Annotated in this window: 26 protein-coding genes; 14 read left to right on the top strand and 12 right to left on the bottom strand. The window is 31.8% G+C overall.

Annotated elements, in window-relative coordinates; translation table 11 throughout:
- Window position 1 precedes the first annotated feature (1 nt).
- From OB7_RS00810 to eno, 9 genes are all read left to right on the top strand, one after another.
- Window positions 2-379, top strand: a complete 378-nt coding sequence (locus OB7_RS00810; protein WP_114702246.1) for a fluoride efflux transporter FluC — start codon at window positions 2-4, stop codon at window positions 377-379.
- Window positions 376-693 (top strand): DUF190 domain-containing protein, encoded by a 318-nt coding sequence (locus OB7_RS00815; RefSeq protein ID WP_012579560.1) that lies wholly within the window; start codon window positions 376-378, stop codon window positions 691-693. The genes OB7_RS00810 and OB7_RS00815 overlap by 4 nt, the downstream gene beginning before the upstream one ends.
- A complete protein-coding gene (locus OB7_RS00820; protein ID WP_114702247.1) occupies window positions 690-1724 on the top strand; it encodes a THUMP domain-containing class I SAM-dependent RNA methyltransferase in 1035 nt (344 codons plus the stop codon). The genes OB7_RS00815 and OB7_RS00820 overlap by 4 nt, the downstream gene beginning before the upstream one ends.
- A gap of 13 nt (window positions 1725-1737) precedes the next feature.
- A complete protein-coding gene (locus OB7_RS00825; RefSeq protein WP_114702248.1) occupies window positions 1738-3516 on the top strand; it encodes a TIGR03960 family B12-binding radical SAM protein in 1779 nt (592 codons plus the stop codon).
- A 61-nt stretch (window positions 3517-3577) separates the two neighbouring features.
- Window positions 3578-3808 (top strand): preprotein translocase subunit SecG, encoded by a 231-nt coding sequence (gene secG, locus OB7_RS00830; RefSeq protein WP_114702249.1) that lies wholly within the window; start codon window positions 3578-3580, stop codon window positions 3806-3808.
- Between the two features lie 25 nt (window positions 3809-3833).
- Window positions 3834-5030 (top strand): tyrosine--tRNA ligase, encoded by a 1197-nt coding sequence (tyrS, locus tag OB7_RS00835; RefSeq protein WP_114702250.1) that lies wholly within the window; start codon window positions 3834-3836, stop codon window positions 5028-5030.
- 101 nt (window positions 5031-5131) lie between these two features.
- Entirely contained in the window at window positions 5132-6163 is a 1032-nt protein-coding gene (locus OB7_RS00840) for an S-layer homology domain-containing protein (protein WP_114702251.1), read from the top strand.
- A 48-nt stretch (window positions 6164-6211) separates the two neighbouring features.
- Window positions 6212-7513: a hypothetical protein gene (locus OB7_RS00845; protein WP_114702252.1), complete on the top strand. Its 1302-nt coding sequence runs from the start codon at window positions 6212-6214 to the stop codon at window positions 7511-7513.
- 131 nt (window positions 7514-7644) lie between these two features.
- Complete coding sequence (gene eno, locus OB7_RS00850) at window positions 7645-8934, top strand: phosphopyruvate hydratase (protein WP_114702253.1); 1290 nt, start codon at window positions 7645-7647, stop codon at window positions 8932-8934.
- A gap of 41 nt (window positions 8935-8975) precedes the next feature.
- Here eno and xerA read toward each other — a convergent pair whose 3' ends face one another.
- The 12 genes from xerA to ppdK are packed head-to-tail and all read right to left on the bottom strand — an operon-like array spanning window position 8976 to window position 23006.
- On the bottom strand, window positions 8976-9827 hold the full coding sequence (gene xerA, locus OB7_RS00855) for a site-specific tyrosine recombinase/integron integrase (protein WP_114702254.1): 852 nt from the start codon (window positions 9825-9827) through the stop codon (window positions 8976-8978).
- Complete coding sequence (uvrA, locus tag OB7_RS00860; protein WP_114702255.1) at window positions 9820-12594, bottom strand: excinuclease ABC subunit UvrA; 2775 nt, start codon at window positions 12592-12594, stop codon at window positions 9820-9822. Before uvrA ends, xerA begins: the two co-directional genes overlap by 8 nt.
- 3 nt (window positions 12595-12597) lie before the next feature.
- A complete protein-coding gene (locus tag OB7_RS00865; RefSeq protein ID WP_114702256.1) occupies window positions 12598-13077 on the bottom strand; it encodes an adenylyl-sulfate kinase in 480 nt (159 codons plus the stop codon).
- Window positions 13070-14293 carry a type 2 periplasmic-binding domain-containing protein gene (locus OB7_RS00870; protein WP_114702257.1) on the bottom strand — a complete coding sequence of 408 codons (1224 nt, stop codon included), beginning with the start codon at window positions 14291-14293 and terminating at the stop codon, window positions 13070-13072. Before OB7_RS00870 ends, OB7_RS00865 begins: the two co-directional genes overlap by 8 nt.
- A gap of 20 nt (window positions 14294-14313) precedes the next feature.
- Window positions 14314-15888 (bottom strand): ABC transporter permease subunit, encoded by a 1575-nt coding sequence (locus OB7_RS00875; protein WP_282956775.1) that lies wholly within the window; start codon window positions 15886-15888, stop codon window positions 14314-14316.
- Between the two features lie 48 nt (window positions 15889-15936).
- Window positions 15937-16374: a UvrB/UvrC motif-containing protein gene (locus OB7_RS00880; RefSeq protein WP_114702259.1), complete on the bottom strand. Its 438-nt coding sequence runs from the start codon at window positions 16372-16374 to the stop codon at window positions 15937-15939.
- Complete coding sequence (gene pth, locus OB7_RS00885) at window positions 16371-16919, bottom strand: aminoacyl-tRNA hydrolase (protein WP_114702260.1); 549 nt, start codon at window positions 16917-16919, stop codon at window positions 16371-16373. The genes OB7_RS00880 and pth overlap by 4 nt, the downstream gene beginning before the upstream one ends.
- Window position 16920: 1 nt before the next feature.
- Entirely contained in the window at window positions 16921-17574 is a 654-nt protein-coding gene (locus OB7_RS00890; RefSeq protein WP_114702261.1) for a 50S ribosomal protein L25, read from the bottom strand.
- Window positions 17575-17609: 35 nt separating this feature from the next.
- Complete coding sequence (locus OB7_RS00895) at window positions 17610-18560, bottom strand: ribose-phosphate pyrophosphokinase (protein ID WP_012579546.1); 951 nt, start codon at window positions 18558-18560, stop codon at window positions 17610-17612.
- Window positions 18541-19896 (bottom strand): bifunctional UDP-N-acetylglucosamine diphosphorylase/glucosamine-1-phosphate N-acetyltransferase GlmU, encoded by a 1356-nt coding sequence (glmU, locus tag OB7_RS00900; protein WP_114702262.1) that lies wholly within the window; start codon window positions 19894-19896, stop codon window positions 18541-18543. The genes OB7_RS00895 and glmU overlap by 20 nt, the downstream gene beginning before the upstream one ends.
- Window positions 19893-20303, bottom strand: a complete 411-nt coding sequence (locus tag OB7_RS00905; RefSeq protein WP_114702263.1) for a hypothetical protein — start codon at window positions 20301-20303, stop codon at window positions 19893-19895. Before OB7_RS00905 ends, glmU begins: the two co-directional genes overlap by 4 nt.
- Before the next feature lie 57 nt (window positions 20304-20360).
- Window positions 20361-23006 (bottom strand): pyruvate, phosphate dikinase, encoded by a 2646-nt coding sequence (gene ppdK / locus OB7_RS00910; protein WP_114702264.1) that lies wholly within the window; start codon window positions 23004-23006, stop codon window positions 20361-20363.
- Window positions 23007-23193: 187 nt separating this feature from the next.
- On the opposite strand from ppdK, the gene OB7_RS00915 reads away from it, so the two are divergent.
- From OB7_RS00915 to OB7_RS00935, 5 genes are read left to right on the top strand one after another with little or no spacing between them, the layout of a single operon-like run.
- Window positions 23194-23793 (top strand): uracil-DNA glycosylase, encoded by a 600-nt coding sequence (locus OB7_RS00915; RefSeq protein ID WP_114702265.1) that lies wholly within the window; start codon window positions 23194-23196, stop codon window positions 23791-23793.
- The gene (locus OB7_RS00920; protein ID WP_114702266.1) at window positions 23786-24289 is read left to right on the top strand and encodes a metal-dependent transcriptional regulator; all 504 of its coding nucleotides are present in this window, start codon (window positions 23786-23788) and stop codon (window positions 24287-24289) included. The genes OB7_RS00915 and OB7_RS00920 overlap by 8 nt, the downstream gene beginning before the upstream one ends.
- Window positions 24289-25221 (top strand): SDR family NAD(P)-dependent oxidoreductase, encoded by a 933-nt coding sequence (locus OB7_RS00925; RefSeq protein WP_114702267.1) that lies wholly within the window; start codon window positions 24289-24291, stop codon window positions 25219-25221. Before OB7_RS00920 ends, OB7_RS00925 begins: the two co-directional genes overlap by 1 nt.
- A complete protein-coding gene (locus tag OB7_RS00930) occupies window positions 25190-26422 on the top strand; it encodes a replication-associated recombination protein A (RefSeq protein ID WP_114702268.1) in 1233 nt (410 codons plus the stop codon). The genes OB7_RS00925 and OB7_RS00930 overlap by 32 nt, the downstream gene beginning before the upstream one ends.
- Entirely contained in the window at window positions 26406-26960 is a 555-nt protein-coding gene (locus tag OB7_RS00935; RefSeq protein ID WP_114702269.1) for a macro domain-containing protein, read from the top strand. Before OB7_RS00930 ends, OB7_RS00935 begins: the two co-directional genes overlap by 17 nt.
- Window positions 26961-26986: the final 26 nt, after the last annotated feature.

Below are 26986 nucleotides of genomic sequence, written 5' to 3' on the forward strand. Positions count from 1 at the left end.
AATGAAGAGCTTGTACGTTGCATTTGGTGGAGCTTTAGGTGCTGTTTCAAGGTATGTGATTTCAAAGTTTATTAATTCATCTTTTTCATTTAGTTTTGTCCCTTGGGGGACAATTTTTGTAAATGTAGTTGGTTCTTTTTTACTTTCTTTTCTGATGTTTTTAAGTATTTCAAAAACAGATATATCACAAACATTTATACTATTTTTTGGAACAGGTTTTCTTGGAGCATTTACAACATTTTCAACTTTTGCATATGAATTTTTATCAATTTTTTTGACTCAACCATTGAGGGCAACTGTGTATTTTATTGCAAATATCTTTTTAGGATTTTTTGCAGCTATATTGGGTATGTTTTTGGGTAGGGGGAGAATATTATGAAGTTACTTAGAGTTTACCTTGGAGAAAAAGATTTTGAAAAAGGGATTCCAACTGCTGAGTATATAATGAAACTTGCCTATAAAGAAGGGATGAAAGGCGTTACTATATTGAAGGGTATAATGGGATTTGGTAAAAAGAGGCATATTCACAGAAGTGATTTTTTTAGTATTTCAGAAGATTTACCTGTGGTTATTGATATAGTTGATGAAGCTGAAAAGATAAATATGTTTGTTGAAAAGTTAAAAGAATTAAATTTTGATTGTCTTATAGTTGAAATTCCTGTGGTAGCTCATTATATGGAGTCAAAAAAATGAAATTAATGATAACTTGCACTGCAGGTCTTGAAGGTGCAACGGCACTAGAATTAAAAAATTTGGGTTATAAAATTGTGGATTCACAATCAGGAAGAATATACATTGAAGGGGATTTAAAAGACATTCCAAGACTTAATATGTTTCTTAGAACTGCTGAGAGGGTATATATTGTTTTAGCACAAGATAGAGTTGAAACCTTTGATGAACTCTATTATGTAATTTATTCGGTAAATTGGGAAGAATTTGTTGATGGAAAAGTTTTAATCTCTGATGTCTCTGTAAGAAATTCTAAACTATCTGCAAAAGGTGCTATTATTTCAGTAAGCTATGCAGCAATTAGTAAAAAAATTTCAAGAAAAACTAATAATATTTATCCAATCAGGCTAATTATTAAAAACGATATTCTACAAGTTTTGCTTGATACTACAGGAAAAGATGCATTAAGTAAAAGAGGATATAGGCTAAAGACTTCAAAGGCTCCATTAAGAGAAACTATAGCTGCTGCTTTAGTTCTTCTTTCAAGATGGGATAAAAAATCTACTTTGATTGATCCATTTTGTGGGAGTGGAACAATTTTAATTGAAGCAGCACTTTATAAGGAAAATATTCCTCCATCTTTTTTGAGACATTTTGTATCTGAAAAATGGAGTATTTTAAAAGATTATTGGCCTGAGAGAAAAAAGTATAAAGTTAATGTGGATAATTTAATTGGATTTGATATTGATAAAGAAGTACTAAAAGTTGCAAGGGAAAATGAAAAAAGGGCAAATATAAACGGGATAATATTTGAGAATATAGATTTTAATAATTTAAAAAAATTTGAAAATTGTTGGGTTGTAACTAACCCTCCATATGGTGAAAGATTAAAGAATGATATTAATTTTTCAAAACTTTGGAATATTTTTGTTGATTCAAAAATTTATATACTATCCCCAGACTCAAACTTTGAAAAATGCGTTCAAAAAAAGGCAAGGAAAAAAATCAGATTTCAAAATAGTGGTATTTGGGTATGGCTGTATATGTTTTATTGAAGAGGAGGAAAATATGATAAATCAATTTTTGCATAATAATCTTTTAAAGGTTCAAAAGCCTGCAAGATACATTGGTGATGAATACAATATTGTAAAAAAGGATCCAAATGGAAAGCTGAGAATTGCACTTTCGTTTCCCGATGTGTATGAAGTTGGAATGTCTCATTATGGACTAGAGGTTTTATACCATTATTTAAACCAACTTCCAAATTTTTATGCTGAAAGAGTGTTTTTACCTTGGGTTGATATGATTAACTTGATGCAGGAAAAAGATATACCACTTTTTACATTGGAGACTAAAACTCCGGTAAAAGAAATGGATGTACTTGGTGTTTCTTTAGAGTATGAACTTGCATTTACTAATGTTTTAAAACTTTTAGAATTAGCCAAGATTTCAATTGAAGCTGAACATAGAAAAAAAGATGATCCAATAGTTGTTGCAGGTGGGCCTGTTTCTTACAATATTGAGCCTATTTCTAAAGCGTTTGATATTGTATTTATTGGTGATGGAGAGAAAAATTTAAAAGAGTTATTCGAACTTTTATATTATACAAGAGGAGAAGATAGAATAAAAAGATTAGAAGAGGTAGCAAAGATACAAGGAGTTTATGTTCCAATTTTTTACAAGCAAATTGGAAGAAAAATTGTCCCAATTGGAAACGTTCCAAAAAAAATAAAAAAGAGTGTTATCGAAGATTTGGATAAAGCAATAGTTCCTATAAAGCAAATACTGCCAAATGTTCAGAGTATTCATGATAGAGCAGTTATTGAAATTAGTAGAGGTTGTACAAGAGGTTGTAGATTTTGCCATGCTGGGTATGTTTATAGACCAGTTAGGCAAAGAAGTGTTGAAAATATTGTTGAAAACGCGAAAAAAATGTTGAAAGAAACTGGATATGAAGAATTATCTTTTTTGTCTCTCTCTGCAATGGATTATACGGCAATAAATCAAATTGTTGATAAAATTATTTCATATTCAATTGAAAATAAAATTTCTATATCTATTCCATCAACACGTGTTGATGCATTAAATATTGAGATTATGTCGAAGATTGCTTCTGTTAGAAAACGTGGAATAACTCTTGCACCAGAAGCAGGTTCTCAAATAATGAGAGATAAGATTAATAAAAATATAAATTTTGAAGAAATTTATAACAGTGCTAAAAAAGCAAAAGAGGCAGGTTGGAATAGAATAAAATTGTATTTTATGGTAGGTTTTGATGGAGAAAAAGATAGTGATATTGAAGATATAGGAAGGTTGTTGATAGAAATTAAGAAATTAAAATATAGGGATATTACTGCTTCAGTAAATCTTTTAGTTCCAAAACCACATACACCAATGCAATTTGCAAAATTGCAACTTCCAGAATACACTGAACATGTCTTTTCTATTTTGAGAAAATATAGAAAATATGCTAAGATTGATATTAATGACGGTAAAAAAAGTTTTATTGAAGGATTATTATCACGTGGTGATAGAAAATTGTTTGAAGTTATAAAGATAAAGTATAAAAAATCTTATTATGATGAGTGGACTGAGTTTTTTAGTTTTGAAGATTGGATGGAAGCATTCAAAGAAGCAAGAGTTGACTATAATGAATACATGGGGCCGTTTACTTTGAAGGATGAATTTGCCTGGGAGCACATAGATTGTGGAGTAACAAAGCAGTTTTTGTGGAAAGAATATAATAAATATTTAAATGGAGATATAACTAAAGATTGTAGATTTGGTGATTGTAGTATTTGTGGTGTGTGTCAAATTTTGAAGGTGGAAAATAACCTGAAGGTTTGATTTGATAGAAGGTATATGATATAATAAGGCTTAGAAAAAATAATATTTGGAGGTGCAATTGATGGGTACAGTTATGCTTGTTGTTCACGCAATTATTGGTGTAATTCTTATTTACCTTTCTTTAAAGCAAATGGGAAAATTTGCCGAACTTGGTGGAGCATTTGGATCAGGTTCAATGAACACTATTTTTGGTAGAGATAAAGGGCTTGACGCCGAGGGGAAATTAACAGTTTTATTTGGAATATTATTTTTTGTTTCAAGCATATTAACAGCATTTTTTATTTCTAGATAAAAAGTTTTAGAAGGGGGAAGTATCTTTGGATTTTTCAAAGCAGCTTGAGATATTAAAGAAGAATGTAGTAGATTTTGTAAGTGAAGAGGAATTAGTTGAAAGGCTTAAAGAAAATAGACCTTTGAGAGTAAAACTCGGAGTAGATCCTTCCAGACCTGACCTTCATTTAGGACATGCTGTTGTGTTAAAAAAATTAAAACAATTTCAAGAATTAGGTCACCACATAATATTGATTATTGGTGACTTTACTGCTCGTATTGGGGATCCAACAGGAAGGAATTCTACAAGACCGATGCTTTCTGAAGAAGAAGTAAGAAAAAATGCTGAAACTTATGCAAATCAAGCTTTTAAAATTTTAGATAAAGAAAAAACTGAGATTAGATTTAATAATGAATGGCTTGGGAAGATGAAGTTTGAAGATGTTGTAAAACTTGCTGGAAAATACACAGTTGCAAGGATGCTTGAAAGAGATGATTTTGCAAAAAGACTTTCTCAGGGATATCCTATAAGCATTGCAGAATTTTTGTATCCTCTTGCTCAGGCATATGATTCGGTCGCCATTCAGGCAGATGTTGAACTTGGTGGTACGGATCAGTTGTTTAATCTTCTTGTTGGAAGAAAGATCCAAGAAGAATATGGTCAAAAGCCGCAGATTGTTATGACGATGCCAATTATTGAAGGAACAGATGGAAAGTTAAAAATGAGTAAAAGTTATGATAACTACATAGCATTTACTGATGAACCAAATGATATGTATGGAAAGGTTATGTCAATACCTGATGAACTAATTGCTAAATATATGAGATTGATTACGGATATAGAGGAAAGTGAAATAGAAGAATATGAAAGGCTAATGAAAGAAGGAAAGATAAATCCTAGAGATGTTAAGATGAGGCTTGCAAGAGAAATTGTTGCGTTCTTCTACGACAAAGAAAAAGCCAGAATGGCGGAAGAAAATTTTGTAAAAGTATTCAGGCAAAAGGAAATACCAGATGAAATGCCAGAAATTCAAGTTGAACCTGGAGAGTACAATATAGTTGATTTGGTAATAAAAGTCAATAGTAATTATAGTAAAAGTGAGGTAAAAAGGTTAATAAGTCAAGGTGGAGTTTATTTTGATGGGAAAAGAGTTAACGATTTTAAACAAATTGTAAAAGTTGAAAAAGAGCATATTTTAAGGCTTGGTAAGAGAAAGTTCTTTAAGTTGATAACAAAAAATTAATTATTTTGAAAAAAACACTTGAAATTTATTAACTTAACATGATATAATATACTTGCATGTTGAATAAAATGTAACACAAAATAGGAAGGGAGGTTATTTTTATGAAGAAATTGTTAGTTATATTGTCAGTAGTTTTAGTATCAGTTTTTGCATTAGCAGAATTAAAAGATGTGCCAACTAATCATTGGGCTTATGATTCAGTTGTTATGCTTGAGAAAGCGGGGGTTATCACGGGTTATCCAGATGGGACATTTAAGGGTACAAATAACGTTACAAGATATGAACTTGCAGTATTTTTGGCAAGAACTATGAAATTATTAGAGGAGGATATTCAAAAATTATCCGTGACAGTCGATGTTCATGAAAATGACATTTCAGCACTTTATGATATTGTTGGACAATTAAAGAAGAGCGTAGCTCTTATGGCAAAATCAGAAGATGTGGAAGCACTTTCAAAAAGAGTTGATGTTTTAGATAAAGATATTATAAGAATTTACGAAAGTTTGACGAAGAAAGCTTCCAAAGAAGATGTTGAGCAAATGTTAAATGGATCTTTAGAATCAGTAAATGGCCAAATTGAATTTTTATACAAAAAGATTACTTTGTCAGAGGAAAATGGAAAGAAATACACTGATGAAAAGGTAAACGAATTAGCAGGAAAAGTTTTGAATATTGAAACAAACGTTAACGATGCAATTCCAATGCTTAGAAATTTGGTTTACCAAAATTCAGAAAATATAAAGAATTTGGAATCAAAATTGATTAGATATATAAATGTAAAAATAAAATCTGTTGATTCAAAATTAAAAGCATTAGATGAAGTAAAACAAATGGCAGAGTTTAATACAGATACATTAAATGGTTTTGCAGCAAAATTAGGTGAAGTAGAATATGCTTTAAGAAAACAAATTGAAGAAACAAATAAAGTTGTTGAAGAAAATTCTAAAGAAATAGAAGGTTTAAAAACAAATGTTGAAGAAGTTAAAGCAAGCGTTAACGAAAAAGCATCGAAAACAGAAGTTGAAGATTTAAGCAAGAAAGTAGATTCTGTAAATACAATGTCAATTTTAGGTCTTGTTGCAGGATTAGTTGGTTTAGGACTAGCAATTTATGCAGCATTTGTAAAACCATAAGGTAAAAATGAGTACTTATACTATTATATTAAAGGAGGTAGGAGTTTTATGAAAAAGTTTTTAGTTGTGTTATTGTCATTGTTTGTATTGACTGCATTATTTGCAGGTACAGCAACACCAACAGTATCATGGTCTGGTAGTGCATCCTTTACATTGGGTATTGACGAAAAAGGGGTAGACATTGATGGTGGATTAGTAAAACCTTCAGTTACAATTTCACCAAGTGCAGATACTCAATTTGGCGTATCCTTTGCAATTGATGTTGTTGGAAAATCATTATCATTTAAAAGCTTGAGCTTTGAAAACAACATTTTCGCACTTGATTATACAAAAGGTGCAGCAGGATTCCAATATTTTGTAACACCTGACAAAGATGGTAACTATTTGTTAAATGCTGAAGATAACATTTCTTTAACATTAAAAGCAGTTGATGGATTGACAGTAGTATTCCAAGATGTAGTAACTGAAGTTGATTATAACACAGGAACACCAACAACACACAAATGGTTTGATGATTTTGTTGGAGTTACATACAGTGTGGCAAATGTAAATCTTGCAGCAGCATTTTATGATGCAGATGAAGCAACACAAACAAATCTTTACCAATATGGTTTAAATGCAAATACAAGCTTGGATCTTGGATTTGCAACATTGGATCTTGATGGAGTAGCAGGTATTGTTGATTCAAATAATACTTTTGCATATGGTATTGACGAAAGCTTAGAAGCAGAATTTTCAATTGTAACCTTAACACAAACCTTTACATGGAAACAAAACGTTAGCCAATTTGCATTTGCAAGAGACAATGATGCTTCATCAGTGTCTGTAAAAGCAGCTGTTGAATATTCAATGCCATCAACAGTAACAATTTCTGGTGATGTATCATTTAAGATTGCAAGTCTTGCAACACCATCAGAATTTACAGTTCCAGTAAACTTCAAAGTTGCATACACAAATATGTTTGATGCAAGCTTAGCACTCGGTTGGGCAGATGTAGTTAATGCAGCAACATCAATTAAGATGACACTTGCAGCAGGTTATGATGATGATATGGTTGCAGTTAATGCATCAGCAGAATGGGCAGATATTGTTGGTGCGGCAACAGCTGTAGATCTTAATGCAGATCTTTCAGTAACACCAATCGATGCATTGACATTAGGTGCAGCAGTTAGATACGTAAGTGACGAATTTGGTTATAATGTAAATGCAAAATACATGCTTGATGACAATACAACATTCTCGGTATTCTATGGAACATTATATGACGATGCTGATGAAGATGGAAAAACAGACATTCACAAAGACGATGCACAATGGTATGCAAAACTTTACTGGAGCACAAGCTTCTAATATTGCAGTGATTTAGATTAATAGTCCCTCCGCAAGTTGCGGAGGGATTTTTTTGTAATAATTTATAATAATTTTTGAAACATTTATGGTGTATAATATAATTGTGAAATAAAAAACTTGGAGGTGAAAAGATGTACATTGAAATTATCGATGTTTTTGCAAGAGAAGTACTTGATTCCCGCGGAAATCCTACTGTTGAAGTTGAAGTTATGTTAGAAGATGGCTCAATAGGTAGAGCTATCGTACCTTCTGGTGCATCTACTGGAAAGTTTGAAGCTTTAGAATTAAGAGATGGTGATAAAAAAAGATATCTAGGAAAAGGTGTATTAAAAGCAGTTGAAAATGTAAATGAGCTAATTGCACCAAAACTTTTAGGCCTTAATGCTTACGATCAAGTTTATATTGATAACGTTCTTCTTGAACTTGATGGTACAGAAAATAAAAGTAAATTAGGTGCAAATGCAATTTTAGGAGTTTCTATGGCAGTTGCTAGAGCAGCAGCAAATTCGTTACAACTTCCATTGTACAAATATCTTGGCGGTGTGAATGCAAAGGTTTTACCAGTACCTTTAATGAACGTTATTAACGGTGGTGCACATGCAGATAACAACCTTGATATTCAAGAATTTATGATTGTCCCTGCAGGAGCACCAAGTTTTAGAGAAGCTTTAAGATATGGAGCAGAAACCTTCCATGCACTTAAAAAAATTTTAAAAGAAGCAGGACATGTAACTGCAGTAGGTGATGAAGGAGGATTTGCGCCAAACTTGAAAAATAATGAAGAGGCAATTCAAGTTTTAATACAAGCAATTCAAGCAGCAGGTTACGAGCCAGGAAAAGATATCTTTATAGCATTGGATGTTGCAGCAAGTGAATTTTATAATGAAGAAACTGGAAAATACTTTATTGATGGTAGTGAAAAAACAGTTGATGAATTAATTGAGTATTACAAATCATTAATTGAAAAATATCCTATTATTTCAATTGAAGATCCATTTGATCAAGAGGATTGGGAAGCATATCAGAAATTTAATAAAGAAGTTGGAAACAAAGTGCAAATAGTTGGTGATGATTTATACGTTACCAATGTAAAAAGATTACAAAAAGGTATTGAATTAAAAGCATCTAATTCAATATTAATAAAGCTCAATCAAATTGGTTCAGTAACTGAAACACTTAATGCAATAGAACTTGCAAAAACAAACAACATGACAAATGTAATTTCTCATAGATCTGGTGAAACCGAGGATACATTTATTGCTGATCTTGCAGTTGCAACAAATGCTGGCTTGATAAAGACAGGATCACTTTCTAGAAGTGAAAGAATTGCAAAATACAATCAACTTCTCAGAATCGAAGAAGAGCTTGGAGATGTTGCTCAATATAGAGGATTGGATGCATTTTATTCAATAAAAAGATAATGAAACCATAAACTAAAGCCCCCAAAATGGGGGCTTTTCTTTTACAACTTTTTAACAGCATCAAATTTTTCTTGATCGGCAACGTGTAGATAAATACTTGTGGTGCTTAGATTTGTATGACCCAATAATTCTTGAACAACTTTTATATTTACCCCTTTTCGTATCAGATGAGTTGCATATGAATGTCTTAGAGTATGTGGATGTACGTCTTTTTTTATATTTGCTCTTTTTATTCCTTCCTTTAACCATCTAAAAACAGTTGAAGGATGTACATGTTTTTTTCCATTTTCAAATACAAATATTTTGGGATTTTCAAGATCTATATATTTTTTTAGTATTGGTATTACTTTGTCAGGCAGTGGAACTAGTCTGTCCTTTCTACCTTTTCCCATTTCTACCCTTAAAAAAGGTGGAATAAAAGAAATGTCAGTGGTTCTAAGATTACACAGCTCGCTAATTCTAAGTCCAGCATAGTAAAGTAATGATATGGCAGTTTTTTGTTTAAGCTCATTTTCTTCATTGAAAGCCTCAATTAAACTTGAAACTTCATCTTCAGTGAGAAAATCAGGGATTTTTCTCCTAATTCTAGGATGTTTAATTCTTTCCATGGGGTTTTCAGAAATCATTCCAGAAAGTTCAAGGTAATTAAAAAAAGAATTCAAACTAGAAATATACCTTGATATAGTAGTTTCACGAGGACTTTCACCTGTAATATCACCTTTTGAGAGAGCTTTTAAAAATTCTTCTACGTCTTTTCTTTCGATATTATTAACTTGTTTTCCAACATATGTTAAAAAATTTCTGACATCTTTTTTGTAGGCTTTTAATGTATTTTCAGAATGTCTTCTTACGTGAGCAAGATAATCTGAAAACATTTCAATTACTTTATCCATCATTACCCTCCAAAACCATCTTTATATATTTTCCGGTTAAAGAATTTTTAGAATTTGCAATATCTTCAGGTGTCCCTTCTGCAACTATATAACCACCGTTTATTCCACCTTCAGGCCCAAGGTCAATTACATAATCAGCAGATTTTATTACATCAAGGTTGTGTTCAATTACTATTACTGTATTTCCTTTGTCAACAAGTTTATTTAAAACATTAATTAATTTTTTTACATCTTCAAAGTGAAGGCCAACTGTTGGTTCGTCTAAGATATAAACAGTTTTGCCTGTAGCACGTTTTTTTAATTCAGAAGCAAGTTTAATTCTTTGGGCTTCTCCACCTGAAAGTGTGGTTGCAGGTTGACCAAGTTTTATATATGAAAGTCCAACATCGTTTAAAACTTTTAAGGTTGAATAAATATTAGGAATATTTTTAAAAAATTCTAATGCTTCTTCAACAGTCATATCAAGAATATCGGCTATATTTTTATCCTTGTAAGTTATCTGTAGAGTTTCACTGTTGTACCTTTTTCCATTACAAACATCACACTGTACATAGACATCTGGCAAAAATAACATTTCAACTTTTAGTATTCCCTGCCCCTGACAGTGTTCACACCTTCCACCTTTAACATTGAAACTAAATCTGCCTGGAGTATAACCTCTTGCCTTTGCAAGTGGAGTCATTGCAAATAACTTTCTTATTTCATCAAAAACTTTAGTATATGTTGCTGGATTACTTCTTGGAGTTCTTCCAATTGGAGATTGATCTATTGCAATTACTTTATCAATATTTTCAAGACCTTCTAATCTATCAAATTCACCAGTACGATGCTTTGTTTTATGAAGCGCGTTCATTAGTGCAGGGTATAGTGTGTCAATTATAAGTGAACTTTTTCCAGAACCTGAAACACCAGTTACACAAATAAATGTTCCAAGTGGAAATGAAACAGTTATATTTTTTAAATTATTATGCCGCGCGCCATGTAAGGTTAAAAATTTTCCATTTCCTTTTCTTCTTTCTTTTGGTACTTCAATTTTTTTAATTCTTTTCAAGTATTGTATAGTCAATGAATTAGTATCTGAGTCTATGTTTTCAATTGGACCCTGGTAAACAACTCTTCCCCCATTTATTCCTGCGGCAGGCCCAATATCTATAAGGTAATCAGCACTTCTTATTACATCTTCATCATGTTCTACAACAATGACAGTATTTCCAAGGTCGCGCAATCTTTTTAAAGTTGATATAAGTTTTTCATTGTCGCTCTGGTGAAGCCCAATGGTTGGTTCATCAAGTACGTATGTAACACCTGTAAGCCCTGAACCAATTTGTGTAGCAAGCCTTATTCTTTGAGCTTCTCCACCTGATAATGTTTTAACGTTTCTAGAAAGACTTATATAAGATAGACCAACTTCGTTTAAAAATTGGAGTCTTTTTTCAAGTTCTTCTATTAAATCTTTTACTATTTCAAGCTTTTTTTCCGATAATTTTTTCCTTAGTTTTTTTATAAATTCATATTCATCTGAAATGGGCAATTCAGTAAAATCAATGATATTAACTCCATCAATTAAGATTGATAATGCTTCTTTTCTAAGTCTTTTCCCTCCGCATTCATGACAAGTGTTTTCAACAAAAAATTTGTCTAAATACCATTGTCTTGTATCTTCTGAAGTACTATATTCGTATCTTTGTCTAACTATTGGAATTAATCCATCAAAAAAAGTTGTACCATACAATATTGCCTCTTGTGTCTCTTCTGGAAGGTCTTTAAAAGGTGTTTTTAGATCGCCCCCATATATTTTTAATATTTTTTTGATTCTTTGTGGGATCCAGCCATCTTCTTTGTGACCGATATTTATTGCTTCAAGAACAGGCTTTTCAAAATCAATTACCTTTTTTTCATCAACTTCCAAAGTAAAACCAAGACCATGACATCTATCACAGGCTCCGTATGGACTGTTAAATGAAAACAATTTTGGATTTATTTCAGGCATTGAAACACCACAAGTAGGACACATCATCTTTTCAGAGTATATTTTTACCTCGTTTGTATCAACATTTTTAATGTATACAAAACCATTTGATTCTCTCAATGCAATTTCAACTGAATCAAAAAGCCTATGTTTAATATTTTCATCATTTTTAATTCTTAATCTATCAACTATTAAAAATATATTATGACGTACATTTTTGTTAAGCTCTGGAGTTTCTTCCAATCTGTAAACTTCACCGTCTAATTCTATGCGTGCATAACCTTTTTCTAGTAAATTTTCGAAGATGTCTTTAAAGGTTCCCTTCTTTTCAATTGCAATTGGTGATTCAACGTATATTCTACTATCGTCAAAATTTTCCATTATATCTTTAACAATTTCATCAACACTTAATTTTTCAAGTTTTCTTCCACATTTGTAACAGTATGCTTCACCAATTTTTGCATAAAGCACTCTCAAAAGGTCGTATATTTCTGTTACAGTTCCGACTGTAGATCTTGGATTGTGTGAGACACTTTTTTGATCAATAGCAATAGAAGGAGATAGTCCTTCAATACTTTCTACTTCGGGCTTTTTTAAATTTCCGATAAATTGTCTTGCATATGAAGAAAGACTTTCAAGGTATCTTCTTTGCCCCTCAACGTAGATTGTATCAAGTGCCAAAGAGCTTTTTCCTGAACCTGATAGACCAGTAATAACTGTAAGTTTATTTTTTGGAATTTTTACAGTTATATTTTTTAAATTATGAACTTTTGCACCACGAACTATAATATAATCCATTTTTCATACTCCTTGTATATTTTTGTTTACGTAATCTATTATTATTTTAGCACATTCATTTGCTTTGTGAAGTGAAGTATCAATAACAAGGTCTGGATTAACAGGTTCTTCAAATATTTTGTCAACATAAAGTTGAAAGTAATCTGATGATTTTATCCTCTTTTTTCTTATTTTTTCATCACAAGTAATAAATATCTCAAAAAATGGCACAGGTGATATTTTTTTTATCATCTCTCTAATACTTTTTTTTGGAGAAACAGCTGGAACAATAACTATATAACCCAACTTAGAAAATAAAAATGCAGTATTTGCAAGAATTTTTATTCTCTCTTGAACTTGTATATTAACATTTTTAAAAATATCTCTCCCCTCAAGTACAATTGAGGGAAGAGACTTTTCAATAAAATATTTATTGAGCTCTTTTGCTATAGTTGATTTTCCAGTCTTTCTTTTCCCAACAAGCCATATTATATAATTATTCATTTACTATCTCCTCAAGTTTTTTCAAACCATCTTGCAGTGAAATTTTATTAAATAGCATCAATTTAAGAATATCTGAGACATTTTTGTGAAATTTTACATATCTTTTGTCAAACGGAATTGACTGGGCTACTTTTTGAGTGCTTTCAAAGACGTTCTTGAATTTTCCTTCAGGAATATAATCATCAAAAAATTTGGTGTATTTATCTGCAAAGTACTTTTTAAAATCTGGGTTATTTAAAAGTAGGTAAAGCCAGTAAGTAAAATGTTCATCGCCATCTTTTGTAGATACAAATGCTTTATAGTCTTTAAAAGGTACAAGTGGTTTTGGAAGGGGCAAAATGTAAAAATCTTCCATTTTTTCGGAGATTATTGGAAGCAAAAAAGATCCTTGAAACATTAAAGCAACCTTTTTATTTACAAAGGATGCTATTTGTGCTTGTTTATTTAAAAAATCAAAATAGTTATTTTCATACCATTTTTTGACTACATTGAATGCATTAATTGTATTTTCATCGGTTAGTATGAAGGTGTCTGAAATTAGTGGTATTTTTCCATATCCCATTAAAAATGTAGAAAACCAATATGCACTTATTGGATTTATTGCAATTTTTTTGTTTGTATCCTGCACAATTTTTTCTATGGTTTTTAAATTCCAACTTTTTGGATCTATATTAATATCTTTTTGTACGTATACTATTTGGGTGTCATAATAATAATTGTAAAGTTTTCCTTTGACTATATTTAATTCTTTGTATGTTGGATAGTCAAACGCACTTGTCATTATTACATCTGGTAGTTTGACATTTGACTTGCTCATTGTAATAAGTTTGCTTGAAATTTTTGGAACCTCAAGAACTTTTATATTTAAATCATGCATTTTTGAGTATTTTTCTATATATTCTTTTATATCATTTATTCCTTCCCAAGAAAGCCAGATTTCTCTTTGTAGATTTTCCAAAAATTCTGCCTTAACTTCCATATTTGTGAACTTTTTTCCTTTAAAATAAAAGTTACCATTTTTTATTTCTATTAAATCGTATAAAGAGATCTTTTCTTTTCCTTCATTTGAAATTAATGACATAGCTTCAATTTTTTCAAAAGGTGGAATGAGTTCTATAACTCTATATTTTCCGTCGGTAAAGTTTTTAGGGCTTACAGTGTAGGAAAATAATAATACTGAAGAAATTATGAATATAACTACAAAAGCCTTTTTCATATGATCTACCTCCCCTTTTATTAAAGATATTTTATATACGAAATTTTAGAAATCTTTAGAAGAAGAAAAGTTAAAATTAATAAAATTAAAAATGTTGCAAATGATGCACCACCGAACAAATTCCATAGTGGATAATGCGTGCTTGCTGCTCCAACGTAGGAGTACAACTTTATACTTAGTGTGTATTTACTTTCATCGAATAGAAAAACTAAAGGTGGTAAAAATGCATTAAAAGAGTTTAATGTTGAAAGCAAAAATAAGGACGAAACAAGGGAAAAACTATTTGGAAGTAGTATTTTGAAAAAGAAAGTATTTTTGGGTATATTATCTAACTTTGCAAGTAAAAATAGATCTTCTGGAAAATTTTTAAAATAATGGTATGACAGTAATGATAAAAATGGTAAGTTTTTTGCTACTAACATTAAGATAACGGAAGTAAACGTATTTAATAATCTCAATTTGGAATAGATATAGAAGATAAAGATTATAATATGTAAACCCGAAAAGATTTTTAGAAAGTTAAAAAAGTTTAGTATATTTTCACCGTTTTTAATATTCAGCAAAAAGTATGCAAAATACATTGAAAGTATAATACTTAATAATGAGGTTATAATTGAAATTAGCAAGGTATTTGAAAAGGATTTAACTATGCCATCATCAAGAATATACTTGAAATTTTTTAGTGTGAAGCTTCCTTTTAAATAGATGCTTTGAGAATCTGAAAAAGCAAGGGTTAAAAGTATGTAGAAAAAGTAAATTATTGAAAAGATCCAAAGATATGAAAGAGTCTTTGAAAAATATGAAATGTTCATTTTAATCTTTAAATTTAATTTACTAGAAAGAAAGTAAACAGAGGTTATTATTAATATTGTTAATAGAGAAATAGAAGAAACTTGTGAAATATCACTTTCAAAATTAAAAAGTTTGTAGATTAAAACCTCAAGGTTAGTAGTTGCACCAATTATTCCTTTGTCAGTTATTCCAAAGCTTAGAGGTGCGCCGCCTTCTGTTAAGAGCCATGGAACCTGAAAATCTTTAAAGGCTTTTAAAAAATTAAATATAAATGCTGAATAGATAGCCCCTTTTATATTTGGAACGACTATTTTTTTGTAATAAATATCTGTTTTATTTGATTCTAGAAGAAAACTTTCAAGGTATTTTTTATTTTGAGTTTCTGAAAAAGTGTAAAGAAAAAAGCTAGTAAAAGGAATAAGAAACCAACTAGAAATAAGAGTTGCTGAAATAAAAGAAGTTATTGGATTTATATAAATATCCGTATATTTTTCAAAAAAAGTTCTCCAAACAGGAACACCAATATACGGTGGGATTGTCCATCCAATCACGAGAAATATAAAGGCAAATTTGTTGAATTTTATTAATTTAGAAATATATAGAGAAACATATGTTGAAATAAAAGCGCTAAAAAGAGCGTAAAGTATGGTAATTAAAAGGCTTATATAAAAATATTTTGCCCCTAGTGTTTGAAAGAGAGCAGAAAATGAAAATGAGTTGTTGATGTATATGGAGGAAAAAATACCATAGAAGATAGGGAAAATGTTGAAAATTAGTATAAATAAAATAACAATTATTATCATATCAATAGGAATTATATCATTTTGGAAGGGTAAAAACAAAATATGAAGCTAAATTTCGGAGAGATTGTCAAGGCTGTCTAAAATTTCTTTTATGTGTTTTGCAAGTTCATAGTTTTCATTTTTAACAGCTTTTTCTAATTTCTGTTTTAAAAAGTAAATTTTTCTACTTTTTAAGTCTTTTGTAATTCTTTGCTTAGTAAGTTCATCTTGTTTAAACATAACTGATTGAACTGCAAGAGGCATCAAGGAAATTATTTCCAAGTTATTTTTTTTGAAATGATAAGTTGAAGAATCTGATTGTGTTTCTTCAATGTAATCAACATGCGCCGCCAAAAGTTCAATACCAGCTTTGGTATAATTGGTTGTATCGTATAAAAGAGTTTCTTTAAGGCATTTTTTGCATATAGATATGCTTTTTGGAACAAAGTTTACAAAGGTTTGTATAACAAGCTCCGCCTCTTTTCCACACCTTTCACATTTGCTCACAATTTCACCTCTTGAGAGTTATACAAACTCATAGCTTTATCAATGCCATCTTTAAAAATTGTATATAAAGCATCTATAGATAGATCGAGAACTTTGTCCAAGACTTTTAGTTCATCTTCTTCAAATTCTCCAAGCACAAAATCGACAAGATTTACATTTTCAGGAATAGGCCCAATTCCAATTCTTATTCTTTTAAAATCTTCTCCTAGATAACTTATTAAAGATTTAATTCCATTATGACCACCAGATGATCCGCTTTTTCTAATTCTTATTTTTCCCAAAGGCAAATTAACATCATCGTATACAACTATTATATCACTAAAATCTTCTTTATTTAAATAACGAAAAATTTCACCACTTAGGTTCATATAAGTAAGTGGTTGTACAAATAAAATATCTTTGCCAAAAAGAGTTTTTTGACAATACTTGTAGTTATTTTGTTTTTTTAAATTATTACAAATTCTGTCAATAAACATAAAGCCCACGTTATGCCTTGTGAAGGCATAACGTGGACCAGGATTTCCAAGGCCTACAACTAGGTAAATATTATTCTTCCTCCTTCTTACCCTTCTCTATAACTTCTGGTTCTGCACTTTCTTCTTCTCCTGTTTCCTCTTCAACTTCAAGACCACTTGGAGTAGAGACTATTGCAATAATTTCTTCTTCATCAAGTTCTGCTTCCATACCTTCTGGAAGTTTAAGATCTTTAACGTATAGTGCTTGGCCAAGATCCAAATTGCTTACGTCAATTTCTAACTTTTCAATTACTGCATTTGGAAGTGTTTCAACAGGAAGTTCGTGGTGATGAATTTCAAGGACTCCACCTTTTTCTTCACCTTTTGCTTTTCCAACAAACTCGAGTGGTAAGTTAATTTTCATTTTGTGTCCCTTTTCAGGTGCGTAGAAGTCAACATGTTTAACTTCATCTGTCAATTTGTCATATTGGACATTTTTAATAAATACATCGTGTGAAAATACTTCTTTACCATTTTCGTCTTTAACTGTAAGGCTTATGATACTTGCTTCTGTAACCTCGTGAAAGAGTTTAATAAGATTTGATCTTTTAATAGAAATAGAGAGTGGTTCTACATCTGGTCCGTATACGACACCAGGAACAAAACCTTGTCTTCTGAGCCTTCTTACTGCCCTTTTCTTTCCGACAACACTTCTCACAAGGGCCTCAAGTGTGTGCTTTTCCATACTTTAAAACCTCCTTTTTTTATTTTTATGGGTTATTATTGTCTAAACAATATACTGATTGATAGGTTTTTTCTTACCCTAACAATAGCTTCACCTAAAAGTGGCGCAAGAGAAACTACACTGAATTTATCGGGCAAATTGCTATGGCTAATCGAGTCGGAAATATATATCTTTTCAATTTCAGAATTTTGAATTCTTTCAATTGCACCATCTGATAACACAGGGTGTGTTATACATGCAATTACCCTTTTTGCCCCTTTTTCTTTGATAGCTTTTGCAGCGTTTACCAAAGATCTGGCTGTATCAGCAATATCATCTACTATTATAGCTGTTTTTCCTTCAACTTCACCTATTATATTTAATATTTCAGCAACATTGTCTTTAGGTCTTCTTTTATCAAGAATCGCAAGAGGTCCACCAAGTCTTTCAGCAAACTGTCTTGCACGTTTTACACCGCCAACGTCTGGAGAAACAATTACATAATCGTCATCTACTATTTTATCCTCTTTTAATTTTTTTGCAAATATTGGAAAACTCCATAGGTTATCAAGTGGAATATCAAAAAAACCTTGAATTTGTTCGGAATGAAGATCTACGGTCATAACCCTTGTTGCTCCAGCAACTGTCAGTAAGTTTGCAACAAGTTTTGCTGTTATTGGATCTCTACCCTTTGCTTTTCTATCTTGCCTTGCATAACCATAGTAAGGTATAACAACTGCAATACTGTTTGCGGAAGCTCTTTTAAGAGCATCTATCATTATGAGTAATTCCATTAAGTTTTCATTTACAGGAGGACAAGTTGGCTGAATTATAAATGTATCATGCCCTCTTACAGTTTCTCCTATTTTTACATTTATTTCACCGTCAGCAAATCTTCCAACTTCACAATCAGCAAGTCTTGTTCCTATATATTCTGAAACCTTTATTGCAAGCTCTCTATTTGCATTTCCAGAAAAGATTTTCATTTCATTCTTTGCTATCTGCATTTTGGTTTCCCCCTTTTTTTCTTAATACCCAATCTTTAATTACAACTTGCCTTGCACGGCCAAGTCCCAAACTATTTTCAGGTACATCTTCAGTTATTGTTGAACCTGCGCCGGTAATTGCATTTTTTCCAATTTTTACAGGTGCAACTAGTGAATTGTTACTTCCAATAAAGGCACCATCTTCGATTATAGTCGGATGTTTCTTTTCCCCATCATAATTACAGGTAATTGTTCCCGCACCAATATTTACATTTTCACCTATTGTAGCATCACCAAGATAAGTTAAATGTTGAGCTTTAGTGTTTTTACCTATAACGCTTTTTTTAGTTTCAACAAAATTTCCAATTTTTACGTTTGATTTTAAATGTGTTCCTTCTCTGAGTCTAGAAAATGGGCCAACAGATACATTATCTTCAATAATTGCCTTTTCAACTTCTGATCTAATTACATGTACATTATTTCCAATTTTTGAATCTTTTATTCGAGTCATTGGACCTATAACACAATCTTCCCCTATCTCAGTTTCACCTTCTATGAAAGTAAATGGATATATTATAGTATCTTTTCCAATTTTTACGGTAATATCTATATAAACACTCTCAGGGTCTATAATCCTGACCCCTTCTCTCATTAATTTTTCATTTATTCTTTTTCTCATATTTTTTTCAAGCTTTGAAAGCTGGATTCTATCATTTACTCCGGTAACTTCGTCTATATCATCAGTAGTAACTGTTGAAATATTTTCAGTAAACTTAAGAATATCTGTTAAGTAGTATTCATTTTGTGCATTGTCATTTTTAATTTTTTTTATGTTTTCTTTTAAAAATTTACCTTTAAAAATGTATATTCCTGTGTTAATTTCTTTTATTTTTTTAATTTTTTCATCAGCATCTTTGTCTTCAACAATTTCAATTTTTTTACCTCTAACAATCCTACCATATCCAGCAGGATTTTCCAATATAGCAGTTAATATGGTAACATCACTGTTACTTTCCATGTGTTCTTTTTCAAGTCTTTTTAAAGTTTCATATGAAATAAATGGAACATCCCCGTATAAAATTAAAAGATTGTCGTTTTCCGGTATAAAATCAAATCCACACATTACTGCATGAGCGGTTCCAAGTTGTTCATTTTGAAGAAAGATTTTTACATCTTGTGGAATTACCTTTTCTACCATTTCATGCTTGTGACCTAAGACTACTCCAACTTCTCCAAAGCTTTTAGCGGTATCAATTACCCAGTTTATCATTGGCTTTCCAAGAATTTTGTGAATAACTTTCGGATATTTTGAATTCATCCTTTTTCCAAGCCCTGCAGCTAAAATTAGGGTTTTCAATCTTGTTCACCCCTTTTTTTGAATTCTTTTAAAAATATTGGAATAATCAAAAATCCAAAAAAATACCCTATTGTTCCGTATTTTATACTTCCAATTAAGGAAATACTTATTCCAAGTAGTAGATACAATGGAAGACTCCAAATTGGAGATTTAAATATATCATATAAAATTGATACAAAACAAGAAATTAAAAGGAAAATGAGTCCTTTTGGATCATAACCACGAATTGTTGAAAAGAATGAAAGAGCGATCATTAGAACATATGTAAGACTCAATAAACTTTGAAGTTTTATATTATTTCTAATAAGATAGTAAATTCCAATAGCAATTATACTAAAAAATAGATATGATTTTGTAAAATAAAAAAGAATTATAGAAGTTGCTATAGAAAACAAAAGGAAGCTCATTAAAACACCTCCGAATAAGAAAGGGCCCAAAAAGGGCCCTATTTAATATGTTAAGCTTTATTTTCTGTTTTTAATTGTTGCTTGTGCAGCAGCTATTCTTGCTACTGGAACTCTGTATGGAGAACAGCTTACATAGTCAAGTCCTGCAGCATCGAAGAATAGAATGGATCTTGGATCTCCACCGTGCTCACCACAAACACCAACTTTAAGATCTTTTCTTGTGGCTTTACCTTTTTCTGTTCCCATCTTGACTAATTGTCCTACACCTTCCCAATCAAGGCTCTTAAATGGATCGTGCTCAAGTATACCTTTTTCAAGGTATTCTGGTAAGAACTTTCCAACATCGTCACGGCTGAATCCGAATGTCATTTGTGTAAGGTCGTTTGTTCCAAAGCTGAAAAATTCTGCTTCTTGAGCGATTTGATCCGCTGTTACAGCTGCTCTTGGAATTTCAATCATTGTACCAACTTTGTATGTTAAGTCGATTCCTGATTCTTTAATCAATGCATCTGCTGTTTCTTTGACTACTTTTTTAACGTATTTAAGTTCATTAATATGACCTACAAGTGGGATCATGATTTCTGGAATGACATCAATGTTTTCTTCTTTCTTAAGTTCAATAGCAGCACCAATTATAGCTTTTGTTTGCATTACTGCAATTTCTGGGTATGTGATTGTAAGCCTACAACCCCTGTGACCAAGCATTGGGTTTAATTCATGAAGTTGTTCAACTATTGATTTTAATTCTTCAACAGTAATACCTACTTGCTCTGCTACTTCTTTCATTTGATCTTCTTCATGTGGCAAGAATTCATGTAGTGGAGGATCTATCAATCTAATAGTAACTGGTAAGCCTTTCATTGTTCTAAATAATCCTTTGAAGTCTTCTTTTTGAAGTGGAAGAAGTTCTGCAAGAGCTGCTTCTCTTTGTTCTTTAGTTTTTGCAACGATCATTCTTCTTACTTTTGGAATTCTGTCTTTTTCAAAGAACATGTGTTCTGTTCTACAGAGACCTATACCTTCTGCACCGAATTCTCTTGCAACTTTAGCATCCCTTGGAACATCAGCGTTTGTTCTAACACCGAGTCTTCTGATTTCATCAGCCCATGTGAGAAGTTCAGCAACTTCACCTTCAAGGCCTTGTGGTTTAACTGTAGTTATTTTTCCAAGGTATACGTTTCCGGTAGTACCATCTATTGAAATCCATTCTCCTTCTTTTACAACAACATCTCCGACTTTGAATTCTAATTTTTCTTCATCAACAACAATTTCTTCTGCACCAACAACTGCTGGTTTTCCCATACCTCTTGCGACAACTGCAGCGTGTGATGTCATTCCACCACGTGCGGTTAATATACCTTCTGCTGCGTTCATACCACCGACATCTTCTGGACTTGTTTCAGGTCTTACCAAAATGACAGCTTCTCCATTTTTGTGCATTTCTTCTGCTTTTTTAGCATCAAAATACACTTTACCAGTAGCTGCACCTGGTGATGCTGGTAGACCTTTTGCAATAACTTTTGCATTTTTAACTTCTTCATCATCGAATTTTGGGTGTAACACTCTTTCAACGTCTTCTGGTTTTACCCTCATAACAGCAGTTTCTTTATCAATAAGTCCTTCATGGACAAGATCAACTGCTATTTTAATTGCAGCTTGGCTTGTTCTTTTACCATTTCTTGTTTGTAAGATGTAGAGTTTTCCTTTTTCGATTGTAAATTCTATATCTTGCATATCTCTATAGTGTTTTTCAAGTCTTTCCATGATGGAGAGGAGTTCATTATATACTGCTTCATTTATCTTCTTGAGTTCTTCAAGTGGAACTGGTGTTCTTATACCTGCAACAACGTCTTCTCCTTGTGCATTTTGTAAGAATTCACCGTATGGTATCTTTTCACCAGTATTTGGATTTCTTGTGAAACAAACTCCTGTACCACAGTCATCGCCCATGTTACCGAATACCATTGTAACTATATTAACAGCTGTTCCAAGAAGTTCTCCTTCTTTTATGTTATTAATTTGTCTGTATTTGATTGCCCTTTCGTTCATCCATGAGCCAAATACTGCATCGATAGCTGCCCAAAGTTGTTTGTATGTGTCTTGTGGGAATTCTTTTCCATGTTTTTTGTATATTTCTTTGTAGTCTTCAACGAGAGCTTTAAGGTCATCAGCATCAAGTTCAACGTCAAGTTTTACTCCCTTTTCTTCTTTTCTTTTTTCGAGTGCTTTTTCAAATTCTGCATGAGGAATTCCAAGTGCTGTATCACCAAACATTTGTAAAAATCTTCTGTATGCATCATATGCAAATCTTTCATTATTTGTTAATTTTGCAAGACCAACAACTGTTTCATCGTTCAAACCGAGGTTTAAAATGGTATCCATCATTCCAGGCATGGATACTGCAGCACCTGATCTAACGGAAACGAGTAATGGTCTTTCTGGATCACCAAGTCTTTTTCCAGTTACTTCTTCTAATCTTTTTAAAGCTTCATCAACTTGTTGTTTTAAATCTTCTGGATATGTTTTTCCGTGATCGTAGTAATATTTACAAACTTCTGTTGAGATAGTAAATCCTGGTGGGACAGGAATTCCAATGTTAGTCATTTCGGCGAGATTTGCGCCTTTTCCGCCAAGTATGTCCTTCATATCTGCGCGGCCTTCAGCTTGCTTGTTAGCAAAAAAATATACCCATTTCTTTGACATTCTTACACCTCCTTGATTATTTTGAGACTAATTTTATTTTATCATATCATTGTGGTTAAAACGGTTACTATTTTATAATTAAATTTTTCTTTTTTGTAACAAATAAAGATTTTTGTGAGCAAAGATATTTATGATATAATTTATAGTACTAACAAAGTTAGATAATGTTAATCTTGGAGGGCATACAATGACCAAAAAGGAAATGATGGATATTATTGTTGAGCGTATAAAAAATTGTAAAGCTTGTCCCTTGCATGAGAATAGGACAAATGTAGTTCCTGGAGAAGGAAACCTAGATTCTCCAATTATGTTTGTGGGAGAAGGTCCCGGTGAAGATGAAGATCTTTCTGGAAGACCATTTGTGGGAAGAGCGGGGCAACTTCTAACTAAAATTTTGGAATCTGTTAACATAAAGCGTGAAGATGTTTATATTACTAACATTGTTAAATGTAGACCTCCAAACAATAGAACTCCAACGAAGGAAGAAGCAAGTATTTGTTCTCATTATCTTTTTGCGCAGATTGAAGTTATAAATCCTAGAATGATAGTAACTCTTGGAAAACCTGCGCTTGAGTTGTTTTTGGGAAAAAATGTTGCGATAACTAAAGTTAGAGGTAATGAGTTTGAATGGAAGGGTGGAATAATAATTTTTCCCATGTTCCATCCAAGTTACCTTTTGAGAAATCCATCAAAAGCAAAAGGATCTCCAAAAGACCTTACTTGGCAGGATATTAAAAGAGTTAGAAAGTATTATGATCAATTTTTAAAGGAGAGAGAAAATGGCTGATAAAAAGTTAACACCAGCACTAGAAAATTATTTAGTAACTATTTATAAACTTTCAAAGAATGATGGTGTTACAAGAGTTTCTGAAATTGCAAAGGTTAAGAATGTTAGTTATCCGAGTGTAACTACAGCTGTGAAAAAGTTAGCTGAACTAGGTTATGTAGAACATCAAAGGTACGGATTTGTTAAATTGACTAGAAAAGGTAAAAGAGTTGCTGTAACCATTCACAATGGAGAGCTTAGGGTAAAATACTTTTTTATGTACGTAATAGGCTTTCCAGAAAAATGGGCACAGCAAGCTGCCGAACTATTAATTTACGGTCTTGATAGCGAAACAAGAAGGCAGCTAAGACGATTTTATGCTATAATGATAGATTTTGACGAGACTAAAACTGAAAAGTTAATTAAATTTTTAAAAGAGCAAAGAGAAAAATTGGGAATAAAAGATGTTCCAAAAGAAGCGCTCAAACTTAAAATAAGGTTGAAGGAGGATGATTAATGAAAGCACTAGTAACTGGCGGAGCAGGATTTATTGGTTCACATGTTGTAGATAAGTTGATAGAAAATGGTTATGAAGTCGTTGTTGTTGATAATTTATCAAGAGGAAAAAAAGAAAATGTAAATAAAGATGCAACCTTAGTTGTTGCAGATATTAGAGATGAAAAGACTATTGAGGAATTATTTAAAGAACATAATTTTTCCTATGTTTTTCACCTTGCAGCACAGGCGAGTGTCTCTGTATCTGTTAAAGATCCAGTTGAAGATGCAAATGTGAATATAATTGGAAGTCTTGTGTTATTAAAAAATTCCATAAAATATGGAGTAAAAAAGTTTATTTTTTCTTCTACAGGCGGTGCAATTTACGGAGATGATGTTGATATTTTTCCAACACCAGAATCTGTATTTCCAAAACCAATTTCTCCATATGGAATAGCAAAATTTTCTTTTGAAAATTATTTAAGATTTGCAAAGAAAGAATTTGGATTAAACTATACGGTTTTAAGGTACGCTAATGTTTATGGCCCAAGGCAAGATCCTTTTGGAGAAGCTGGAGTTGTAGCTATTTTTACTATGAGAATGCTAAATGGTGAAGATGTGATAATAAATGGTGATGGTGAATATATTCGTGATTATGTCTATGTGGAAGATGTTGCTGATGCAAATTTAAGAGCACTTAAAGCTGGAGATGGAATGGAGATAAACATAGGGACTTCACAAGGAACAAGTGTTAATCAGTTGTTTAACTATTTGAAGAAAATAACAGGTTACACCAAAGATCCAGTTTATGGCCCACCAAGAAAGGGAGATATAAGAAAGAGTCTTTTGTGCTATACAAGGGCACTTGAAGAGTTAAGATGGAAACCAAAGGTGGATATAGAGAAGGGATTGAGGTTGACAGTTGAGTGGTTTAAGCGAAATTTTAAGGCCTAAAAATTTTGAAGATGTTGTTGGACAAGAGCATATATTAGGTGAAAAGGGAATCTTAAAACTTGCAATAGAAAAAGATTCCCTCTTTTCTGCTATTTTTTACGGTCCACCAGGTTGTGGAAAAACTTCCACGCTAGAAGTTATAAAAAAGAACACAAGCTATGAAGTTTATCATTTTAACGCGGCTATAACCTCAACTGCAGAAGTAAAAAAGATTTTAGAATATGCAGCTAAAGTCAAGGATGTAAAAAAGATCCTGATATTTATAGATGAATTTCACAGGTTCAATAAAAAGCAGCAGGATATATTTTTACCAGGGGTTGAAGCTTTTGATTATGTTTTAATAGGTGCAACAACAGAAAATCCATACAAGATGGTAAATCCTGCACTACTTTCCCGTGTAAGGCTTGTTGCTTTTAAAAAACTGCAAAAAGAGCATATAATTAAGTTGCTCGAGAAAGCTGTCAATGTGAAGAAAGTGGATATTAATGAGAATGCAAAAGATTTTCTCGCAAGGGTTTCAAATGGAGATGGAAGGTTTGCGATTAATTTATATGAAATATTGAGTGACATAGCGATTTCAATTGATAAAAAAATAATTGATGAAGAGATTTTACAAATATATTCTTCGGATGAAAATAGAGTTTATACAGCAAAGGAACATTATAATTTAGCATCAGCGTTTATAAAGAGTATTCGTGGAAGTGATCCTGATGCTGCACTTTACTATATGGCTAGGATGATAGAGGGTGGGGAAGATCCAAGATTTATTGCAAGAAGACTTGTGATTCTTGCAAGTGAAGATATTGGGCTTGCTGATCCGATGGCACTTTTAGTTGCAACTTCAACGGCTCAAGCGGTGGAACTTGTTGGTCTTCCCGAGTGTATTCTTAATTTATCTCAATGTGTTATATATTTATCTCTTGCTCCAAAGAGCAATTCATCAACCCTTGCTATCCAAAAAGCCTTAGAAGTTGCAAAAGATACAATGAATCTTGATGTGCCTCGCGATTTATTAAATATTCCAGATAGTGGTTATAAAAATCCACATAAATTTGGTGGATTTTTGAAAAAGTCTTACCTTCCAAAAGAGATTTTAGATAAGGTTTTTTACACTCCAAAATCAATAGGAAAAGAAAAGAAAAATATAGAAATTTTAGAAACTTTGTGGAGGGGGGTAAAGCAATATGATGATAAATCTTAATGGCAAGAAAATAGTTTTAATAAATGATGACATAACAATTCAGGATACAGATGCCGTAGTTAATGCCGCAAACAGTCATTTAAAACATGGTGGAGGGGTTGCGGGTGCAATATTGAAAAAAGGTGGACGCATTATCCAAATTGAAAGTGATGAATATGTTGAAAAATATGGACCGGTGAAAACTGGTAATGTTGCAGTTACCTCTGGTGGTAATTTGAAGGCAAAGTATATTATTCATGCAGTTGGTCCAATCTGGCGTGGAGGGAATAATAATGAAGAAAAGCTTTTAAAGGATGCTGTTTTAAATTCTTTGAAAAAGGCAGATGAATTAAAGATAAAATCCATTTCCTTTCCTGCAATAAGCAGTGGTATTTTTGGTTTTCCAGTGAGAAGATGTGCACAAATTTTTGCTGAAGCAATTGATGAATATTTAAAAGATAATACAACAATTGAAGAAATTAGAATAGTAAATATAGATAAAGATACCCACCAGATTTTTGAAGAAGAATTTAAAAAATACTTTAAATTGCAAGGATGATTTACATGAAAATATTAATGCTAACT

This window comes from Thermosipho africanus Ob7, from assembly GCF_003351105.1.
In the GTDB taxonomy this organism is placed as follows: Bacteria; Thermotogota; Thermotogae; order Thermotogales; family Fervidobacteriaceae; genus Thermosipho; species Thermosipho africanus.

Bases quoted from the DNA above. Each gene is read 5' to 3' on its own strand.
- OB7_RS00810 (WP_114702246.1), top strand. From the start codon at position 2: ATGAAGAGCTTGTACGTTGCATTTGGTGGAGCTTTAGGTGCTGTTTCA.
- OB7_RS00815 (WP_012579560.1), top strand. From the start codon at position 376: ATGAAGTTACTTAGAGTTTACCTTGGAGAAAAAGATTTTGAAAAAGGG.
- OB7_RS00820 (WP_114702247.1), top strand. From the start codon at position 690: ATGAAATTAATGATAACTTGCACTGCAGGTCTTGAAGGTGCAACGGCA.
- OB7_RS00825 (WP_114702248.1), top strand. From the start codon at position 1,738: ATGATAAATCAATTTTTGCATAATAATCTTTTAAAGGTTCAAAAGCCT.
- secG (WP_114702249.1), top strand. From the start codon at position 3,578: ATGGGTACAGTTATGCTTGTTGTTCACGCAATTATTGGTGTAATTCTT.
- OB7_RS00840 (WP_114702251.1), top strand. From the start codon at position 5,132: ATGAAGAAATTGTTAGTTATATTGTCAGTAGTTTTAGTATCAGTTTTT.
- OB7_RS00845 (WP_114702252.1), top strand. From the start codon at position 6,212: ATGAAAAAGTTTTTAGTTGTGTTATTGTCATTGTTTGTATTGACTGCA.
- eno (WP_114702253.1), top strand. From the start codon at position 7,645: ATGTACATTGAAATTATCGATGTTTTTGCAAGAGAAGTACTTGATTCC.
- xerA (WP_114702254.1), bottom strand. From the start codon at position 9,827: ATGGATAAAGTAATTGAAATGTTTTCAGATTATCTTGCTCACGTAAGA.
- uvrA (WP_114702255.1), bottom strand. From the start codon at position 12,594: ATGGATTATATTATAGTTCGTGGTGCAAAAGTTCATAATTTAAAAAAT.
- OB7_RS00865 (WP_114702256.1), bottom strand. From the start codon at position 13,077: ATGAATAATTATATAATATGGCTTGTTGGGAAAAGAAAGACTGGAAAA.
- OB7_RS00870 (WP_114702257.1), bottom strand. From the start codon at position 14,293: ATGAAAAAGGCTTTTGTAGTTATATTCATAATTTCTTCAGTATTATTA.
- OB7_RS00875 (WP_282956775.1), bottom strand. From the start codon at position 15,888: ATGATAATAATTGTTATTTTATTTATACTAATTTTCAACATTTTCCCT.
- OB7_RS00890 (WP_114702261.1), bottom strand. From the start codon at position 17,574: ATGGAAAAGCACACACTTGAGGCCCTTGTGAGAAGTGTTGTCGGAAAG.
- OB7_RS00895 (WP_012579546.1), bottom strand. From the start codon at position 18,560: ATGCAGATAGCAAAGAATGAAATGAAAATCTTTTCTGGAAATGCAAAT.
- OB7_RS00905 (WP_114702263.1), bottom strand. From the start codon at position 20,303: ATGAGCTTCCTTTTGTTTTCTATAGCAACTTCTATAATTCTTTTTTAT.
- ppdK (WP_114702264.1), bottom strand. From the start codon at position 23,006: ATGTCAAAGAAATGGGTATATTTTTTTGCTAACAAGCAAGCTGAAGGC.
- OB7_RS00915 (WP_114702265.1), top strand. From the start codon at position 23,194: ATGACCAAAAAGGAAATGATGGATATTATTGTTGAGCGTATAAAAAAT.
- OB7_RS00920 (WP_114702266.1), top strand. From the start codon at position 23,786: ATGGCTGATAAAAAGTTAACACCAGCACTAGAAAATTATTTAGTAACT.
- OB7_RS00925 (WP_114702267.1), top strand. From the start codon at position 24,289: ATGAAAGCACTAGTAACTGGCGGAGCAGGATTTATTGGTTCACATGTT.
- OB7_RS00935 (WP_114702269.1), top strand. From the start codon at position 26,406: ATGATGATAAATCTTAATGGCAAGAAAATAGTTTTAATAAATGATGAC.